Raw genomic sequence first — 18878 nt, 5'->3', positions numbered from 1 at the left:
CGGGTGCGGCGCGGGAACCGGCCACGGCGGGTCCGGTGTCGGCGACCGTAGCGTCCGGGCGCCGGCGCATGGCGCGGCGCGACGCGGGGTACGCACGGTCGATACCGAACACCGCCCGACACACGGCCACACCGAGGAGACCCGCAACCGATGGCATCCGCTTCAGGTGACGAGAACGAGTTCCAGCCGGAGGCGCCGGACATGGCGTCGGCGATGCAGCTGGACACCGACGAGGCGCTGACCGGTCCGTCGGACACCGACCCGCTGGACTCCGGCTACGTCCCGCCGGACCGCCCCTACGGCGTCGAGGACAACGCGGTGACCGCGGCGGGCCAGGAGGAGGGCGAGTCGCACGAGGCGCGGCTGGCCCGGGAGCTGCCCGACGAGCTGCCCGAGGGCGACCCGAGCCGCTCCGGGCGCCTGACCGCCGCCACCGACTCCGCCGCGGGCGACCCGGCCGTCGACGGCGCCGGGACCGACGTGGGCATCGACGGCGGCGCGGCCAGCGCCGAGGAGGCCGCCGTGCACGACGTCGACGAGGGCATCGTGCCGGTGGTCGACGAGTCCCCGGTCGGGGACCCGGAGGTCAGCGACCAGCTCGCGCGCGACGCCGACCACGCCGACGAGGCGGCGGCCGACGCCGAGTGGGACGCCTCGACCGACCCCGAGTGGGCCGAGCAGAACAGCTGAGCGGCACCCGGCACACACGAGGGCCCCGGTACCGCGTCGTGCGGTCCGGGGCCCTCGTCGTCGGTGGGAGCCGGTGCTCAGGGGGTGGTGGGACCCGCCGCGCTACCGGTCAGCCGGGCGATGGCACCGTCGATGTCGAGGTGGTCGTGCTCCTCGCCGAGGTCGACGATCTCCAGCGTCGAGTCGACGAACTGGGCCAGCAGGTCGCGGTCGACCTCCAGGACGGCGGACCCGCCGTCGGAGCGGATCTCCAGCTCGACGACGTCGTAACCGTCGATGCGCCGGGGCGCCATCCGGATGTCACCGATGCCGGTGGGCGTGGTCAGGCCCTCGATCACGAGGTCGCGGGCGACGAGCCACTCGATCCAGCGGTCGGAGGACCGGCGCACCGAGAACGAGATCGCGAACGGGTCCGAGGCGCGGTACGCCCAGCGGCTCACGATCGGCGACGCCTGCCCGTGCAACACGGTGAAGACGTCCTGCTGGACCGACTCGCTGGCCATCGTGCTCCGCCTCTCCTGGACCCCCCGACCGCCGCGGTACCGCGACGGCCTCACACGGAACATCGTCGGAACGGGCCCGGACGCTGCACCCGGCGCCGGGTTTCACCCGTTCGCGCCAACTGTCATTCACCTCACGGTACCCAAGGCGCGCAAAGGGTGTAACGCGAGGCCGGGTTCCGGCGAGAGACGCCGTCCGGTATGGGACCCGGTGACGCTGGGTGCCGGTGCGTGCCGACCGTCCGGGTCAGCCGCGGTCGACGCGGTCGACCACCCAGATCCCGCCGGTGCCGGAGCGGACCGGCTGGGTGAGCCGGATCGTCGAGCGCTGCGCCGACCTGCCGTCGGTGGCGGCGTACACACCGTTGGCGAGGCGGGTGACGGTCGGGTTCCGGTAGCCGAGCTCGCTGCCGACGTAGGAGATCGTGACCTCCTCCGGGTCGAGCAGCCACGGGTCGCCGCCGGCGTCGGACTGCTGCTGCATCCGCCGCGCGGTCGCCGCGTCGCCCGCGGGCCACATCGGCGACGCCGCCGCGGCCGCCCCCGGGGCGCCGGTGCGGCCCGGCCCGGTGCCGCCGCCGTCGGTGCCGCCGCGCCCGGGTGCGGGCCCGGGCGTCGTGCGGGACGGGTCGGCGGTGCGGCTCGGGGTGGGGGTCGTCGTCGGCGTGGGCGTCGGGGTCGGTGTCGGGGTGGCGGTCGGCGACGTCGTCGGGACCGGCGACGGGGTGCGCCACGCCGCGGGCAGCTCGCCGTTGCCGCAGCCGGCCAGCAGCAGCACGAGGATCAGCAGCGCCAGCCCCACGAGCACGCCGCGCAGCAGCAGCCGCGGCCCGTACCGGCCCACCCGCAGGCGGGACACCGACACGTCGGGGGTCGGCACCTTCGGCAGGTTCGGCACGGTCACGCGGGCACCTTACGATCACCGGCCCGCCCGGGCGGGGCGACCTCGCCGCCACCATCGCGTGATCGGCGCCGCGCGGTCGGTACCCGGCCGGCGGCGGTCGTCGCGCACTGCCGGGTCGCCGGTGGAGTGACTAGGGTCGCGGTACGGCCGCACGGGCGGCCCCGCACGACGGGCCCGGGGCACGGGCCCCCCGCACGAGCCCACCGAGGTGCACCCCATGGCGACCGGCAGCCCGGCGACGGAGAAGTTCCTCGCCGCCCGCGACTTCCTGCTGACCCACCGCGAGGACTACGACACGGCCTACCGCGACTTCCGCTGGCCGGAGCTCGAGGAGTTCAACTTCGCGCTCGACCACTTCGACGTCGTCGCCGCCGACCCCGAGCGGGGCGCGCGGAAGGCGCTGTGGATCGTCGAACAGGACGGCTCGCAGGCGCACTGGACGTGGGCGGAGCTGTCCGAGCGGTCCAACCGGGTCGCGAACTGGCTGCGTGCGCAGGGCGTCGCCCGGGGCGACCGGATCATCCTGATGCTCGGCAACCAGCTGGAGCTGTGGGAGACGCTGCTGGCGGCGATGAAGCTGGGCGCCGTCGTCATCCCCGCGACCACCCTGCTCACCCCGGCCGACCTGCAGGACCGGGTGGACCGCGGGCGGGCGGCGCACGTCGTCGTCGGGGCGGACGACGCCGGCAAGTTCGACGACGTCGACGGCGACTACACCCGCATCGCCGTCCGCGGCGCCGTGGCGGGCTGGCGCGACTACACCGGCGAGGCCTACTCGGCCGCCGCCGAGTTCACCCCGGACGGCGCCACGAAGGCGTCGGACACGCTGCTGCTGTACTTCACCTCCGGCACCACGGCGAAGCCGAAGCTGGTGGAGCACACCCACACGTCCTACCCGGTCGGGCACCTGTCGACGATGTACTGGATCGGCCTCGAGCCCGGCGACGTGCACCTCAACATCTCCTCGCCCGGCTGGGCCAAGCACGCCTGGTCGAACGTGTTCGCGCCGTGGATCGCCGAGGCGACGGTGCTCGTCATGAACTACGCCCGGTTCGACGCCGAGTCCGTCCTGTCGGTCCTGGACTCCTGCGGCGTGACCAGCTTCTGCGCCCCGCCGACGGTGTGGCGCATGCTGATCCAGGCCGACCTGTCCGGGCTGGCGACGCCGCCGTCCAAGGTCGTCGGGGCGGGGGAGCCGCTCAACCCCGAGGTCATCGAGCAGGTCGAGAAGGCGTGGGGCCTGCGCATCCGCGACGGGTTCGGCCAGACCGAGTCCTCGGTGCAGATCGGCAACCCGCCCGGACAGCCGGTCAAGCCGGGCTCGATGGGCAGGCCGATCCCCGGGTTCGTCGTCGCGCTGGTCGACCCGGCCACCGGGAAGGTCGCCGACGAGGGCGAGATCTGCCTGGACCTCGACCACCGCCCGACCGGGCTGATGGTGGGCTACGCCGACGACCCGGAGCGCAACGCCGAGGCCATGGCCGGCGGGTACTACCACACCGGCGACGTCGGCTCCCGCGACGAGTCGGGCTACATCACCTACGTCGGCCGGGCCGACGACGTGTTCAAGGCCAGCGACTACCGGATCAGCCCGTTCGAGCTGGAGAGCGTGCTGATCGAACACCCGGCGGTCGCCGAGGCCGCGGTCGTGCCGTCCCCGGACCCGGTCCGCCTCGCCGTGCCGAAGGCCTACGTGGTGCTCGCCAAGGGGCACGAGCCGACCGAGGAGACGGCGAAGGCGATCCTGCAATTCGCCTACGACAACCTCGCGCCCTACAAGCGGATCCGCAGGCTCGAGTTCTTCGAGCTGCCGAAGACGATCTCCGGCAAGATCCGCCGGGTCGAGCTGCGCGGCCGGGAGGGCGAGATCCACGCCGACCCGGCCGCGACGCCGCCCACCGAGTACACCCTCTGACCCGGCGGGGCCGGGTCACCCGTCGCCGAAGTGACCCGGCCACTGCTGGTAGGGGATGCGGGTGATCTCGAGGATCTCGCCCATCCGCGACCACTCGTTGCGGCCCAGGCGGGCCAGCGGGGCGAGCCGGTGGATGTCGGGCAGGGAGTTGCCGCGCTCGTCGGTGACGAACACGCTCTCCTCGATCGCGGCGTGCACGACCCGGCCGATCACCACCGTGCTGTCGCCGAGCTCGATCGCGGCGTGCAGCCGGCACTCCAGCGCGACCGGTGACTCCGCGACCCGCGGCGGGGCGACGACCGACGACGCCTCGGCCGTCAGCCCGACCGAGGAGAACTCGCTGATCTCGGCGGGGAAGTCGGTGCCGGTCGCGTTGATCTTCTCGAACATCGGCTCGTTCGCGAGGCAGACGACGAACTCGCGGGTCTGCGACACGTTGCGCAGCGAGTCCTTCTTCCCGACCGATGTGAACTGGATCATGGGCGGGTCCACGCAGGACACCGTGAAGAACGAGTGCGGGGCGAGGTTGTCGACGCCGTCGGCCGAGCGGGTGGAGACCCAGGCGATCGGCCGGGGGACGACGACGCTGGTCAGGAGCTTGTAGAACGGGCCGCTGCCCATCTCGTCCGGCTTGAGGTCCGTGCGCATGCCCATGATCCTGCCCGGCCTGCTCGCAGCCTGCGCGCGCGCCGCTCTAGGTTCGGCCCATGGGAACACGTGGCCGAGCGGCCGGGCTGGCCGCCGGGATCGTCGCCGACGCACTGCTCGGCGACCCGCGCCGGGGTCACCCGGTCGCCGGCTTCGGCACGCTCGCCGCCCGGCTGGAGGGCCGGATGCACCGCGACGCCGTCGCACCCGGGGTGGCCTACACCGCGATCCTGGTCGGGTCGGCGGTCGCGGCGGGGGCGCTCGCCGAGGCGGTCGCGACCCGTGCGGGTGCGACGCGTGCGGGGGCCCGGGCCGAGCCCGCCGTGCGGGCCGGGCTGACCGCCGTCGCCACCTGGGCGGTGCTCGGCGGGACCTCGCTGGTGGGGGAGGGCGCCGCGCTGGCCGCGTCGCTCGACGCCGGTGACCTGGCCGCCGCCCGCGCCCGGATCCCGCACCTGTGCGCGCGCGACCCGGAGCTGCTCGACGCCGACGGCATGGCCCGCGCCGGGACCGAGTCGCTGGCCGAGAACACCTCCGACGCCGTCGTCGGGCCGCTGGTGTGGGGCGCGGTCGCCGGGATCCCGGGGCTGCTGGGCTACCGCGCGGTGAACACCCTCGACGCGATGGTCGGCTACCGCTCGGCCCGGCACGCCCGCTTCGGGTGGGCCTCGGCCCGTCTCGACGACGTGGTCAACCTGGCCCCGGCCCGGGTCACCGCGGTGGTCACCGTGGCCGTCGCGCCGCTGGTGGGCGGCTCGCCGGCGACCGCGCTGCGGGCCTGGCGCCGCGACGCCGCCGGGCACCCCAGTCCGAACGCCGGGCCGGTCGAGGCGAGCGCCGCCGGCGCGCTCGGGCTGCGCCTGGGCGGGCCGACGGTCTACGCCTACGGCACCGAGGACCGCCCGTCGCTCGGCGACGGGCACCCGCCCCGGGTGGCCGACCTGCACCGCGTCGCGCGGCTGTCCCGGCTGGTGGCCGGGGCGGCCGGGCTGCTCGCCGTCGCGACGGCGGCGGTGCTGGGGCGGCGGCGCGGCTGAGCCGGTCGCCCCGGCCCCGGCTCGCCGGCAGCGCCGTCCTGCCCACCCCGCCCCGCGCCTCGGCGCCACGGCCACCCTCCGCTGCGCGGTCGTGCCGCCCGGCTGTTCCGCTGCCCGAGGGGGGTGCCCCGGCCGGTCCGGTGTCCCCGGTCCCGCCCCGGCGAGCACCCTGCGCGGCCCGCGGGTGGTCCGGCGCCCCGCGGTGCTGTGGCGCCCGAATCCGTTCACCGCGTGAACTGTCTCCGGCGACAGCGGCTCTGTTCGGGTGGCCCCGGCGGCCCGCAGCCCGGGTCCCGGTGAGTCCGGCCGATCTCCACGCCTACCCGGTCGGTGAGGGTGGATCGTGGGAATCCGCTTACCGGGTAAGCGATTTCGGCCGGGGCGAAGGGACGGAGAGGACCTGCACCCGCGGTGAGCGGCTCCGGCGACGCGGTACTCCGGCGCGATGAGCCGAGAGCCTGGCGCGGCGCACTCACGTGGCACCTCGGGACCGTGCAGGGCGGCGGCCCGCGACGGGTGCGGCGCGGCGTGGGGGTCAGCCCGAGCCCGGACCGGACCCGGCGGCGGCGTCGCGGGTGGTGCCGGGGGCGCCGTCGTCGGCACGGTCGGCGGGGACGGGCTCGTCGCCGAAGCCGTCGCGGCCGGAGAGCTGGTCCCGCAAGCTGCCCGCCTTCTCGCGCTTCCCGTTGCGCTGCAACAGCTCCAGCCGGATGAACAGGACCAGGGCGACCAGGGCGACAGCGCCGAAGGTCAGCCACTGCAGGGCGTAGGAGAAGTTGCTGAACGGCGCTCCGCCCCCGACCGGCTCGACCGGGATCGGGTCCAGCACGCCGGGCTGGCCGGCCTCCAGCACGACGACGCCCTCGACCGGGGTCAGGCCGGTGGCGGCGGCGACCGAGTGGGAGTCGGACACGTAGACCTGGCGGGTGCCGTTCTCGATCAGCGGCGGGCGGCCCTGCGGGTCGGTCTCGTCCAGGCGCAGCCTGCCCTCGATCGTCACCGGGCCGGCGGGCGCGGCGGCGTAGTCGGGCACGGCGCCCCGGTCCGCGGCCGGGACCGACCCCCGGTTCACCACGACGGTCCGGCCGTCGGTGAGCCGCAGCGGCGTCAGCACCTCGAAGGCGGGCGCGCCGTCGACGACCCGCAGGCGGACCAGGGTCTCCGCGGCACGGTCGAAGGTGCCGGCCAGGGTGACCCGACGCCACTGGTCGTCGGCGCCGATCGCCGTACCCGGCGGGACGAGCGTGTCGAACCCGACGGCGGGGGTCGCGTCGGCGGTGGCGATGGCCCGGCTCTGCGCCGAGCGCTCGGACTCACGGTCGAACTGCCACGGCGCGAGCAGCGTGTAGCAGGCGACGGCGAAGGCCAGCACCGCAACGACGAACGCGATCCACCCGGGACGCAGCAGGAAACGCACGCCGCCCAGGGTAGCCGCGCCCGCGGACGGTCCCGCCGGGGCGATACTTCCCGCCGTGGTGGTTCAGGGAGCGGTCCTCGTCGCGGGGACGACGTCGGACGCGGGCAAGAGCGCCGTCGTCGCCGGTATCTGCCGGTGGCTGCACCGGCGCGGCGTCTCGGTGGCGCCGTTCAAGGCGCAGAACATGAGCAACAACTCGGTCGTCACCCCGGACGGCGGCGAGATCGGCCGCGCGCAGGCGATGCAGGCCTTCGCCAGCGGCATCGCCCCCTCGGTCGACCTGAACCCGGTGCTGCTCAAGCCCGGCGGGGACCGGACCTCGCAGGTCGTGGTGCGCGGCCGCGCCGACGGCCAGGTGTCGGCGCTGTCCTACCGGCACCGCACCGCGGCGCTGTCCGACGTCGTCGCCGACTCCCTGGCCCGGCTGCGCGCCCGCCACGACGTCGTGGTCTGCGAAGGAGCGGGCTCGCCCGCGGAGATCAACCTGCGGGCCACCGACCTCGCCAACATGGGCTTCGCCCGGCGCAACGACCTGCCGGTGCTGGTCGTCGGCGACATCGACCGCGGCGGGGTGCTCGCGCACCTGTTCGGCACCCTCGCCGTGCTCGACCCGGCCGACCAGGCGCTGATCGCCGGCTTCGTGATCAACAAGTTCCGCGGGGACCCCCGCCTGCTCGAACCCGGCCTCGACCGGCTGCGCGAGCTCACCGGGCGGCCGACGCTGGGCGTGCTGCCCTTCGCCGAGGGCCTCTGGCTCGACGCCGAGGACTCGCTCTCGGCCGTCGCCGACGGGGTGCTCGGGCACCCGGCCCCGCCACGCGGCGGGCAGTGGCTGCGGGTCGCCGTCGTCCGGTTCCCGCGGATCTCCAACGCCACCGATGCCGAGGCGCTGGCCTGCGAACCGGGCGTCGCCGTGCGGTACGTGACCGAGCCGTCGCGGATCGCCGACACCGACGTCGTCGTGCTGCCCGGGACCAAGGCGACCGTGTCGGACCTGGCCTGGCTGCGGGTGTCCGGGATGGCCGACGCGGTGCGCGCGCACGCCGCGGCCGGGCGCCCGGTGCTGGGGATCTGCGGCGGCTACCAGATGCTCGGGCACACCGTCTGCGACCCGGACGGCGCCGAGGCCGCTCCCGGCACGACCGTCGCCGGGCTGGGTCTGCTGGACCTGGAGATCGCGTTCGACCCGGTCAAGCACCTCGCCACCCCCACCGCGACGGCGTGGGGCGAGACCGTCACCGGCTACGAGATCCACCACGGCCGCGTCGTGCGCTCCGGCGACCCCGGCCTGATCGGGGACGAGGGCAGCGACCGCGGCCACGTCCTGGGCACGCACTGGCACGGCCTCGCCGAGAACGACGGCTTCCGGCGGCTGCTGCTCACCCGCCTCGCCGAAGAGGCAGGACGGACCGGGTTCGTGGTGGCACAGGACACGTCGTTCGCGGCCGAGCGCACCCGGCAGGTGGATCTGCTGGCCGACCTGGTCGAACACCACCTCGACACGTCGTCACTTGAACATGTGATCGGACACGGTGCGCCGCCGGACCTCCCGGTGCTGACCTCCGGTCTGGCAGCCTCACCCGCGTGAGCACGAGCACCGCCCCCGCCGCCGGACCTCCCCGTTTCCCGTTCTCCGCCGTCGTCGGCCACGACGACCTGCGGCTGGCGCTGCTGCTCAACGCCGTGCACCCGGGTGTCGGCGGTGTCCTGGTGCGCGGGGAGAAGGGCACCGCGAAGTCCACGGCGGTGCGCGCGCTGGCCGCGCTGCTGCCCTCGCACGAGGTCGTCGACGCCTGCCGGTTCGCCTGCGACCCCGCCGCGCCGGACCCGTCCTGCCCGGACGGCCCGCACCCGGCGGGCGCGGCGGGCGGGCGTCGCCCGGCCCGGCTGGTCGAGCTGCCCGTCGGCGCGACCGAGGACCGCCTGGTCGGCTCGCTCGACCTGGAGAAGGCGCTGTCCGAGGGCCGCCGTGCCTACCAGCCCGGCCTGCTCGCCGACGCCCACCGCGGGGTGCTCTACGTCGACGAGGTCAACCTCCTGCACGACCACCTCGTCGACCTGCTGCTCGACGCCGCCGCGATGGGCCGCGCGCACGTCGAGCGCGACGGCGTCTCCGTCTCGCACGCGGCCCGCTTCCTGCTGGTCGGCACGATGAACCCGGAGGAGGGCGAGCTGCGCCCGCAGCTGCTCGACCGGTTCGGGCTGACCGTGGAGGTGCGGGCCAGCCGCGACGTCGACACCCGGGTCGAGGTGACCCGGCGGCGGATGGCGTTCGAGGACGACCCGGCCGGGTTCGTCGCCCGCTTCGCCCCGGACGAGACCGCGACCGCGGCCCGGCTCCGCGCCGCACAGGCCCACGTCTCCTCCGTCGCGGTGAGCGACCGGGAGCTGCGGCGGATCGCGTTCGTGTGCGCCCGGTTCGACGTCGACGGCATGCGCGCCGACCTGGTCATCACCCGGGCCGCGGCCGCGCACGCCGCCTGGGAGGGCCGCGACGCGGTGACCGCCGACGACGTGCGCGTCGCCGCCCGGCTCGCGCTGCCGCACCGCCGTCGTCGCGACCCGTTCGACGAGCCCGGCCTGGACCCGGCCGAGCTGGACCGCGCCCTCGCCGACGCCGAGGACCACCTGGGCCCCGAGGACGACCCGGACCCCGACGACGACCCGGACCCCGGCGGCCCCGGCCCCGACGACCCGGCCGAGCCGCAGGACGGCCCGGACGGCCCCGACGCCGGCGAGGAGCCCGACGACGCCGACGGGACCGGGGACACGCCCCCCGCGGGCGGCGACCCGCGCGGCGACGGTGAGCGCGCCGAGGCACCCGGCTCGGACGGCGCCGACGGCGGGGAGGACGCCACCGACCCGGCGGCGCCCGGCGACGACCGGGCCCCGGAGACCGCCGAGGCCCCGACCGGCGGCGACGGCGGGGACGGCCGGGCCGTCGTCGTCGGGGACGCCGCGCGGCTGCACCGGGCGACGGTCCGCAAGTTCACCGTCCCCGGGCTGGGCGCGGGCGCACCGGGCCGCCGCTCGCGGGCCCGCACCGACGCCGGTCGCATCGTCCGGCCGTCCGGGGCCGGGACCACCCGTGCCGCGGACCTGCACCTGCCCGCGACCGTGCTCGCCGCCGCGCCGCACCAGGCCGGGCGCGGTCGCCGCGGGCCGGGCCTGCTGGTCCACCGCGACGACCTGCGCCGCGCCGAGCGGGAGGGCCGCGAGGGGAACCTGGTGCTGTTCGTCGTCGACGCGTCCGGCTCGATGGCCGCGCGCAAGCGGATGACCGCCGTCTCGGGGGCCGTGCTGGGTCTGCTCCGCGACGCCTACCAGCGGCGGGACAAGGTCGGGCTGGTCACCTTCCGGGCCCGGGAGGCGGAGCTGGCGCTGCCGCCGACGTCGTCGGTGCCGACCGCCCAGCAGCGCCTGTCCCGGCTGCGCACCGGCGGGCGGACCCCGCTGGCCGGTGGCCTGCTCAAGGCCCGCGCCGTGCTCGACGCCGAGCGCCGCCGCGACCCGCGCCGCCGCCCGCTGGTCGTGCTGCTCACCGACGGGCGGGCCACCGTCGCCGCCCGTGACGGCGGGGACCCCGTCGCCGACTCCCGCCGCGCCGCCGGGCTGCTGGCCGCGGACGGGGTGCACACCGTCGTCGTCGACTGCGAGGCGGGCCACGTCCGCCTCGGGCTCGCCGCGCCGCTCGCCGCCGCCGCGGGCGGCGAGCTGGTGACCCTCGACGAGCTGACCGCCGACAGCGTGGGCGACCTGGTCCGGGAGACCCGGTCCGCCCGCGCCGCCTGAGAGGAGACCACCGTGCCGCAGGGACAGGTGTCCGTCACGCCCACCGACGGGCTCACCACCCGCCAGCGTCGCAACCGGCCGCTGCTGGTGGTGCACACCGGGGTGATGAAGGGGAAGTCGACCGCCGCGTTCGGGATGGCGCTGCGCGGCTGGAACCAGGGCTGGTCGATCGGGGTGTTCCAGTTCGTCAAGTCCGCGAAGTGGAAGGTCGGCGAGGAGGAGGCGTTCCGCGCCCTGGGCGAGGTCCACGAGCGGACCGGCCAGGGCGGGCCCGTCGAGTGGCACAAGATGGGCTCGGGCTGGTCCTGGTCGCGCAAGGCCGGCACCGAGACCGACCACGCCGCCGACGCCGCCGAGGGCTGGGCCGAGATCCGCCGCCGGATCGAGACCGAGGCGCACCGCGTCTACGTGCTCGACGAGTTCACCTACCCGCTGAAGTGGGGCTGGATCGACGTCGACGAGGTCGTCGACGTGCTGGTCAACCGGCCCGGGCAGCAGCACGTGATCATCACCGGCCGGGACGCCCCGCCGGCCCTGGTCGAGGCCGCCGACCTGGTCATGGAGACCACGAAGGTCAAGCACCCGATGGACGCCGGACAGAAGGGCCAGCGGGGGATCGAGTGGTGACCACGGCCCGCGCGCTGGTCGTCGCGGCGCCGTCGTCGGGGAGCGGGAAGACCACGGTCGCGACCGGGCTGATGGCCGCGCTGTCGCGGCGCGGCACCCGGGTCGCACCCTTCAAGATCGGGCCGGACTACATCGACCCCGGCTACCACACCCTCGCCGCGGGCCGCCCGGGCCGGAACCTCGACGTCGTCCTGCAGGGCGCCGACCGGCTCGCCCCGCTGGCCCGGCACGGCGCCCGGGACGCCGACGTCGCCGTCGTCGAGGGGGTGATGGGGCTGTTCGACGGCCGCATCGCCGACGGCGCCGGGTCCACCGCGCAGGTCGCGGCGACCCTGGGCGCGCCGGTGGTGCTGGTCGTCGACGTCCGGGGGCAGTCCCGGTCGCTGGCGGCGCTGCTGCACGGTTTCCGCTCGTTCGACGACTCCGTGCAGGTCGCGGGCGTGATCCTCAACCGGGTCGGGTCCGACCGGCACGCGCAGGTCTGCCGGGCCGCGGCCGAGGAGGTCGGGCTCCCGGTGCTGGGCGCGGTCCCGCGCCGGGCCGAGCTGGCGGTGCCCTCGCGGCACCTGGGCCTGGTCACCGCCGCCGAGCACGGCGCCGCCGCGACCGCCGCGGTGGACGCAATGGCCGCGCTCGTCGCCGAGCACGTGGACCTCGACGCCGTCCTCGCCCTCGCCCGCCCGCTGCCCGACGGCCCCGTCTGGGACCCGGCGGCCGAGCTCGGGGCGGACCCGGTCCCGGGACGTCCGGTGGTCGCGCTCGCGGGGGGCCCGGCCTTCGGGTTCGGCTACGCCGAGCACGCCGAGCTGCTCACCGCGGCCGGTGCCGACGTGGTGACCTTCGACCCGCTGCGCGACCCCGCGCTCCCGGCGGGCACGGCCGCGCTGGTGCTGCCCGGCGGCTTCCCCGAGGAGCACGTCGGCGCGCTCGGGGACAACGCGCCGCTGCGGGCGCAGGTCGCCGCGCTGGCCGCGTCCGGGGCGCCCGTGCACGCCGAGTGCGGCGGGCTGCTGTACCTGTGCCGCGACCTCGACGGGACGCCGATGTGCGGGGTCCTCGACGCGTCGGCGGGGATGACCCCGCGGCTCACCCTCGGCTACCGCGACGCGGTCGCGGTGTCGGCGTCGCCGCTGTTCGCGGCGGGCGAGCGGGCCGGGGCGCACGAGTTCCACCGGTGCGCGGTCACCCCGCGGGCCGGGGCCGCCCCCGCCTGGGCGTGGCGCGGCGGCGAGCCGGAGGGCTACGTCGACGCCCGGGTGCACGCGTCGTTCCTGCACACCCATCCGGCCGGTGTGCCCGGCGCCGTCGCCCGGTTCGTCGCGGCGGCCCCCCTCGGCGTCCCGGCCACGCTCGCATGATCACCGGTTGTGGAGCGGAGCGTCCGCGTGCCGAGCGCTCCGCTCCACAACCGGTGATCACGGTCGGGGTGGGGCTGCGGCCGGGTACCACCGAGGCCGCGGTGCGCGCGCTGCTGGACCGGGTCGCCGCCGCGCACGGGCTGGAGCTCGGCGACGCCGTCGTCGCCACCCTGGACCGGCGGGCGTCGGAACCGGGGCTGCGGGCGGCCGTCGCACCGCGGGAGCCGCACGGGTTCGCGGCCGCCGCGCTGGCCGCGGTCGCGGTGCCGCGGCCGGATGCCCGGGTCGCTGCGGCCGTCGGGACCTCATCGGTCGCAGAGGCCGCCGCACTGCTCGCCGCCGGCGACGGTGCCCACCTGATCGTCGGTAAGACCGCTGGTCAGGGCGTCACGGTCGCCGTGGCCGCCCGATCGGCGGGTGTGGGATTGCCCTCCGGGGTCTCCTCCGAAACATGCGGGTCCGGCTATCGTCCGGCGTCGCCGTCGAGCGGGGGCCCCGCGCAGGGAACCGCTGCCACCGCCGGGCGTCGGAGTCCGGGAGAGGAACGTCGTTGAACGCGCACCACGAGCAGTACCTGGTCGGGCTGGACCTGGCCGGCCGCCGGGCCGTCGTCGTCGGTGGGGGACAGGTCGCCCAGCGGCGTGTCGCCCGCCTGATCGCCGCGGGAGCGGTCGTCGAGGTCGTCTCGCCCGAGGTCACCCCGGCGGTCGAGGGCATGGCCTCGGCCGGGGAGATCACCTGGACGGCCCGCCGCTGGACCGACGGCGACCTCGCCGGCGCCTGGTACGCGATCGCGGCCACCGACGAGGCCGCGACCAACGCCGCCGTCGTCGCCGAGGCCGAGCGGGACCGCGTGTTCTGCGTCCGCGCCGACGACGGCGACAAGGGCACCGCGGTCACCCCCGCCACCGGCGGCTACGACGGGCTCACCGTCGGCGTGCTGGCCCGGGGCGCGCACCGGCGGTCCGCGGCCGTGCGCACCGCGCTGGTCGAGGCACTGGCCGCCGGCGTCGTCGACGAGTCGGCCGAGCCCCCGCAGGCCGGTGTCGCGCTGGTCGGTGGCGGCCCCGGCGACCCGGAGCTGATCACCGTGCGCGGACGGCGGCTGCTGTCCCGCGCCGAGGTCGTCGTCGCCGACCGGCTCGGCCCGCGCGACATCCTCGACGAGCTGTCCGCCGAGGTCGAGGTCATCGACGCCTCGAAGATCCCCTACGGCCGCGCCATGGCCCAGGAGCGGATCAACGAGCTGCTCATCTCCCACGCCCGGGCCGGGAAGTTCGTGGTCCGCCTCAAGGGCGGTGACCCGTTCGTCTACGGCCGGGGGTTCGAAGAGGTCCAGGCGTGCGCCGCGGCGGGGGTGCCGGTGACCGTCGTCCCGGGCATCACCAGCGCCTTCGCCGCACCGGCCGTCGCCGGGACGCCGGTGAGCCACCGCGGGGTCGCGCACGAGATCGTCGTCGTGTCCGGGCACGTCGCGCCGGGTGACCCGCGCAGCCTCACCGACTGGACCGCGCTGGGCCGGATGACCGGCACGATCGTGCTGATGATGGCCGTGGAGCGGCTCGGGAAGTTCGCCGAGGCGCTGATCTCCAACGGCCGCCCGGCCGACACCCCGGTGCTGATCGTGCAGGACGGCACCACCCGCATCGAGCGGTCGGTCCGCGCGACGCTGGAGACCGCCGAGCAGGTGGCGACCGAGCAGGAGATCAGCCCGCCGGCGATCGTCGTGATCGGGCCCGTCGCGGGGCTTCAGGCGCCCGTCGGGGGGTGACCCCGACGACTCGTTGCACACTGCAAGTTTGCAATGTGCAACGATCGGTGGCGTGACGGACGAGATCGATGACGTCGTCGACGCGGTGATGACCGCGAGCCGGGCGATGCTCTCCGTGGTGGCCGGATCCCTGGCCGCCGCGGGGGAGCAGGCCGGCGGGACGGCGGGCGAGGTGACCCTGCCGCAGTACCGCGCGCTGGTCGTGCTGGCCCAGCACGGCACCCGGCGCCCGGCCGACCTGGCCACGGCGCTGACCGTGTCGGCGTCGACGGCGACCCGGATGTGCGACCGTCTGGTGAGCCGCGGCCTCGTCGCGCGCACCCGCACCGGCGACGACCGCCGCGAGGTCGCCGTCGCGCTCAGCCCGGCCGGGCGGGCGCTGGTCGACGAGGTCACCCGGCTGCGTCGGGCCGAGATGCACCGGCTGCTCGCGACGCTGCCCGCCGCCGAGCGCACCGCGGTCCGCGACGCGCTGCGCCGCTTCGCCGAGGCCGCGGGCGAGGTCGGCGAGACCGACTGGGCCGTCGCGCCCGTGCCCGCCGAGGACGGTGCCCGGTGACCGCGGTCCGCGCGCTGCACCGCGCGCTCGTCGGCACCCGGCCGGGGCTCGTCGGCCTGGCGACGGTCATCGGGATCGGCGCCGGCATCGGGTCGGTGCTGTTCCACGAGCTGATCCTCGGCGTGACCTGGCTGGTCACCGGCCGGGAGGACTTCTCCGACGCCGGCCGGGTCGCCTCGCCGCACCTGCCCGGGCTGGGGGTCTGGTTCCTGCTCGTCGCCCCGGTGCTCGGCGGCCTGGTGTACGGCCCACTGGTCCAGCGGTTCGCGCCGGAGGCCCGCGGGCACGGGGTGCCGGAGGTGATGCTCGCCGTCGCGCGCCGGGGCGGGCGGATCCCGGTCACCGTCGCCGCGGTGAAGGCGCTCGCGTCGGGGATCTGCATCGGCACCGGCGGCTCCGTCGGCCGGGAGGGCCCGATCGTGCAGATCGGCTCCGCGCTCGGCTCGGCCATCGGGCAGTGGCTGCGGGTGCCCGCCACCCGGCTGGTCCTCATGGTCGCCTGCGGCGCCGCGGGCGGGATCTCCGCGACGTTCGACGCCCCGATCTCCGGGGTGGTGTTCGGCCTGGAGCTGATCCTGCGGTCGTTCAGCGCCGAGGCGTTCGGCGTGCTGGTGATCAGCTCGGTGGTCGCGAACGTCGTCGCCGAGGTGATCGCCGGGGACCGCGCGATCCTGACCCTGCCGCACTTCGACCTGGGCAGCCCCGCCCAGCTGCCGCTCTACGCGCTGCTCGGGCTGCTCGCGGGGCTGCTGGGCTGGGCCTTCGCCCGCATCCTCTACGCCGTCGAGGACGCCTGCGACGCCGTCTGGCGCGGCCCGGAGTGGCTGCGCCCGGCCGTCGGCGGGCTGCTGCTCGGCGCGCTGCTGCTGGCGCTGCCCCAGATGTACGGCGTGGGCTACCCGGTGCTGGAGGCCGCGATCGGCGGCCGGTACGTCGTCGGGTTCCTGCTCCTGCTCGTCGTCGGGAAGATCCTCGCCTCCAGCCTCACCATCGGCATAGGCGGGTCCGGCGGCGTCTTCGCGCCGTCGCTGTTCGTCGGCGGCACCGCCGGGACCGCCTTCGGCTACGCCGCCGCGGCCCTGTTCCCGGCGCTCGACCTGCACCCCGGCGCGTTCGGCCTGGTCGGCATGGCGGCGGTGTTCGCGGGGGCCGCCCACGCCCCGATCACCGCGGTGCTCATCGTGTTCGAGCTCACCGGCGACTACGCCCTGATCCTGCCGCTGATGGCCGCCGTCGTCCTGGCCACCGGCCTGTCCAACCTGGTGTCGCGGGACAACATCTACACGCTCAAGCTGCTGCGACGCGGGATCGACCTCGCCGCCGACACCCCGACCGACGAGGCGCTGCGCCGGGTCGTCGTCGCCCAGGTGATGCGCCCCGCCGACGGCACGACGCCCGACCCGGAGCTGCCCGCCCTGGACCCGGGCGGCTCCGTGCACGACGTCCTCGGGGTGCTCGCGGCACACCGGGGCGCCGCGCTGCCCGTGCGGGAGGGGCCGGACGGGCCGCTGCTCGGGACGCTGACCGAGCACGACCTGCTCGACCATCTGCGGGGAGTGGCCGGGCGGGGGACTGTTGACCGCTAACCCGGTCGCGTGATGGGCTCCCGGCCGACGACGGAACAGGAAGCCGGTGCGAGTCCGGCGCGGTCCCGCCACTGTCACCGGGGAGTGCCCTCCCCACACCGGCGCCACCGCCCGCGAGGGTGGGAAGGCCGGGGAGGGCGTGCCGATCCGGGAGCCAGGACACTGCCCGTCGTCGCGGATTCCCACTGGTGAGGGCGCGGACCCTCGAGGAGGACATGCGATGAGCCACGACCTGGTGGTGCTCGGTACCGATCCGTCCGGCGACGACGCGCCCCGCCCGGGTGCGCACGACCTGCTGGCCGAGGCCGAGACGGTCTTCGCCTTCCCGCAGGCCGAGTCGACCGCCCTGTTCTACGCCGAGGCGTGGCGGGTCGAGCCGGTCACACCGCGCGACGCCGTCGCCCGGATCGGGGCCTGGGCCGCCGCCGGGCCCGCCGGAGCCGCGGTGCTGCTGGTCGGGGGCGACCCCGCGGGCGACGCCGCGCTCGGCGCCGTCCTCGACGGGCTGGCCCGCACCGCCCCCGCGCTGCGCGCCCGGGTCGCCGAGGGCAGCCGCGTCGCACCGCCGCACCGCAGCCCGCTGATCGGCTGAGCCCGCACGGGGCCCGGGCTCAGGCCCGCCAGCTGCCCAGCGGGTCGGCCCGGGTGAGGTCCGGGTCGGCGGCGTCGAGCGTGCGGGTGCGTCCGGGGCCGGTGAGCGCGGTCTCGAACCGCACGGTGACCCGCCCGTGCCCGGCGCCCTGGACCCAGCCGTGGCCGTGCTCGGGGTGGGCGACGTCGTCGCCGGCGCGCCAGGGCCGGTCCGGGTCGGGTTCGCGGTCGGGCCGGTCCGGGCGGAGCGGGCCGGGCACGTCGCCGGGCTCCACGGTCGCGCCGGTCCCGGTGGCTGCGTCGCTCTCCGGGGGTGCGTCGAGCACGGTCACCCCCGCCGCCGCGGCCGGGCCGGCGGCCGCGGGCGCGGAGTCGGGGGCCGGGGCCGTCGTCCACCCGCTCTCCGAGGGCACCGCGTCGAACAGCGCCAGTGGCGGCTCGTCGCCGAAGCCGGACACCGACACCCCCAGCAGCCGCACCCCGCCCTCGCCGACGGCGCCCTCGGCCAGCCGCCGGGCCACCGCGACCAGGGTCGCCAGGTCCCGGGTCCCGAAGGGGGTCGTCTCGGACCGGGTGTGGGTGGTGAAGTCCCCCGTCCGCGCCTTCACCGTGACGGTGCGGGCGGTCCGGCCGTCGGCGACCAGGCGCCGGTGCACGGCGACGCAGATCGACTCCACCGCGGTGTGCACCGCGCTCATCGCGGTCAGGTCGGCGTCGAAGGTCGTCTCCGCGCTGATCTGCTTGGCCGCGCCGCGCGGGGCGACCGGACGGTCGTCGATGCCGCGCGCCAGGCGGTGCAGCTCGGACCCGACGGCGCCGCCCAGCACCCCGGCGACCTCGCGGGCGTCCATCGCGGCGAGCTGTCCGATCGTCTCGATCCCGATCTTCCGCAGCGCCTCGCCGGAGACCGGCCCGATGCCCCACAACGACCGCACCGGGAGCGGGTCGAGCACGGTGGCCTGCTCGGCGTGGGCGATCACCCGCAGCCCGTCCGGCTTGGCCAGCTCGGAGGCGATCTTCGCGACCTGCTTGCCCGACCCGGCGCCCACCGAGGCGGGCAGCCCGGTGCGCTCGCGCACCGCGTCGCGCAGCCGGGTGCCCCACTCCCGCACCCGGTCCGGGGAGGCCCCCACCAGGTCGGGCGGCTCCACGAACGCCTCGTCGACCGAGACCGGCTCGAGCACCGGGGAGAACTCGCCGAGGACGGCCATGACCTCGTCGGACAGCGCCTTGTACAGCGAGAACCGGGGCGGCAGGACGGTCGCGTGCGGGCAGCGCCGCCGCGCCTGGCCCATCGGCATCGCCGAGCGGGCCCCGAACACCCGCGCCTGGTAGCTCGCCCCCGCGACGACGCCGCGCGCTCCCGCGCCGCCGACCAGGACCGGCCGGTCGGCCAGCGTGGGCCGGGTCAGCTGCTCGACGGAGGCGAAGAACGCGTCCATGTCCAGATGCAGCACCCAGCGGTCGGCCGCCGCGGTCACCT

The 18878-nt window shown here is 76.3% G+C and carries 17 protein-coding genes and 1 riboswitch; of the genes, 12 read left to right on the top strand and 5 right to left on the bottom strand.

What is annotated here, in order from left to right:
• Positions 1-150 precede the first annotated feature (150 nt).
• On the top strand, positions 151-690 hold the full coding sequence (locus tag KPL57_RS52345) for a DUF5709 domain-containing protein (RefSeq protein WP_226357859.1): 540 nt from the start codon (positions 151-153) through the stop codon (positions 688-690).
• Positions 691-767: 77 nt separating this feature from the next.
• On the opposite strand, the gene KPL57_RS52340 is transcribed toward KPL57_RS52345, so the two are convergent.
• Together KPL57_RS52340 and KPL57_RS52335 are read right to left on the bottom strand one after the other, a co-directional pair.
• Positions 768-1193: an SsgA family sporulation/cell division regulator gene (locus KPL57_RS52340; protein ID WP_226357858.1), complete on the bottom strand. Its 426-nt coding sequence runs from the start codon at positions 1191-1193 to the stop codon at positions 768-770.
• A 244-nt stretch (positions 1194-1437) separates the two neighbouring features.
• Entirely contained in the window at positions 1438-2094 is a 657-nt protein-coding gene (locus tag KPL57_RS52335) for a hypothetical protein (protein ID WP_226357857.1), read from the bottom strand.
• A 217-nt stretch (positions 2095-2311) separates the two neighbouring features.
• Here KPL57_RS52335 and KPL57_RS52330 point away from each other — a divergent pair, with 217 nt between their 5' ends.
• Complete coding sequence (locus tag KPL57_RS52330; protein WP_226357856.1) at positions 2312-4009, top strand: AMP-binding protein; 1698 nt, start codon at positions 2312-2314, stop codon at positions 4007-4009.
• A 15-nt stretch (positions 4010-4024) separates the two neighbouring features.
• Here the strand turns inward: KPL57_RS52330 and KPL57_RS52325 are convergent, their stop codons facing one another.
• Entirely contained in the window at positions 4025-4657 is a 633-nt protein-coding gene (locus KPL57_RS52325; protein ID WP_226357855.1) for a flavin reductase family protein, read from the bottom strand.
• A 59-nt stretch (positions 4658-4716) separates the two neighbouring features.
• Here KPL57_RS52325 and KPL57_RS52320 point away from each other — a divergent pair, with 59 nt between their 5' ends.
• Entirely contained in the window at positions 4717-5694 is a 978-nt protein-coding gene (locus KPL57_RS52320) for a cobalamin biosynthesis protein (RefSeq protein ID WP_226357854.1), read from the top strand.
• Between the two features lie 535 nt (positions 5695-6229).
• On the opposite strand, the gene KPL57_RS52315 is transcribed toward KPL57_RS52320, so the two are convergent.
• Positions 6230-7111 (bottom strand): SURF1 family protein, encoded by an 882-nt coding sequence (locus KPL57_RS52315; RefSeq protein WP_226357853.1) that lies wholly within the window; start codon positions 7109-7111, stop codon positions 6230-6232.
• A gap of 58 nt (positions 7112-7169) precedes the next feature.
• On the opposite strand from KPL57_RS52315, the gene KPL57_RS52310 reads away from it, so the two are divergent.
• The 9 genes from KPL57_RS52310 to KPL57_RS52270 all read left to right on the top strand — a co-directional run bounded on the left by KPL57_RS52310 (position 7170) and on the right by KPL57_RS52270 (position 17396).
• Entirely contained in the window at positions 7170-8699 is a 1530-nt protein-coding gene (locus KPL57_RS52310; RefSeq protein WP_226358033.1) for a cobyric acid synthase, read from the top strand.
• Positions 8696-10903 carry a putative cobaltochelatase gene (locus tag KPL57_RS52305; RefSeq protein WP_226357852.1) on the top strand — a complete coding sequence of 736 codons (2208 nt, stop codon included), beginning with the start codon at positions 8696-8698 and terminating at the stop codon, positions 10901-10903. Before KPL57_RS52310 ends, KPL57_RS52305 begins: the two co-directional genes overlap by 4 nt.
• A gap of 12 nt (positions 10904-10915) precedes the next feature.
• Complete coding sequence (gene cobO / locus KPL57_RS52300; protein ID WP_226357851.1) at positions 10916-11530, top strand: cob(I)yrinic acid a,c-diamide adenosyltransferase; 615 nt, start codon at positions 10916-10918, stop codon at positions 11528-11530.
• The gene (locus KPL57_RS52295) at positions 11524-12888 is read left to right on the top strand and encodes a cobyrinate a,c-diamide synthase (protein WP_226357850.1); all 1365 of its coding nucleotides are present in this window, start codon (positions 11524-11526) and stop codon (positions 12886-12888) included. The genes cobO and KPL57_RS52295 overlap by 7 nt, the downstream gene beginning before the upstream one ends.
• A 53-nt stretch (positions 12889-12941) precedes the next feature.
• Positions 12942-13442, top strand: coding sequence for a cobalamin biosynthesis protein (locus tag KPL57_RS52290; RefSeq protein WP_226357849.1), 501 nt, complete (start codon positions 12942-12944; stop codon positions 13440-13442).
• Positions 13439-14659, top strand: coding sequence for a uroporphyrinogen-III C-methyltransferase (cobA, locus tag KPL57_RS52285; protein WP_226357848.1), 1221 nt, complete (start codon positions 13439-13441; stop codon positions 14657-14659). Before KPL57_RS52290 ends, cobA begins: the two co-directional genes overlap by 4 nt.
• Positions 14660-14711: 52 nt before the next feature.
• Positions 14712-15218, top strand: coding sequence for a MarR family winged helix-turn-helix transcriptional regulator (locus tag KPL57_RS52280; protein ID WP_178372855.1), 507 nt, complete (start codon positions 14712-14714; stop codon positions 15216-15218).
• A complete protein-coding gene (locus KPL57_RS52275) occupies positions 15215-16804 on the top strand; it encodes a chloride channel protein (RefSeq protein WP_226357847.1) in 1590 nt (529 codons plus the stop codon). Before KPL57_RS52280 ends, KPL57_RS52275 begins: the two co-directional genes overlap by 4 nt.
• A riboswitch (cobalamin riboswitch) is annotated at positions 16801-16990 on the top strand. Its footprint overlaps the gene before it by 4 nt.
• A gap of 34 nt (positions 16991-17024) precedes the next feature.
• Positions 17025-17396, top strand: a complete 372-nt coding sequence (locus tag KPL57_RS52270; RefSeq protein WP_226357846.1) for a hypothetical protein — start codon at positions 17025-17027, stop codon at positions 17394-17396.
• Between the two features lie 19 nt (positions 17397-17415).
• Here the strand turns inward: KPL57_RS52270 and KPL57_RS52265 are convergent, their stop codons facing one another.
• A complete protein-coding gene (locus KPL57_RS52265; protein WP_374203917.1) occupies positions 17416-18837 on the bottom strand; it encodes a DNA polymerase IV in 1422 nt (473 codons plus the stop codon).
• Positions 18838-18878: the final 41 nt, after the last annotated feature.

The sequence above is a fragment of the Pseudonocardia sp. ICBG601 genome (assembly GCF_020496245.1).
The sequence above is the reverse complement of the archived record's forward strand: the minus strand, read 5'-3'. Positions and strand labels throughout refer to the sequence as shown.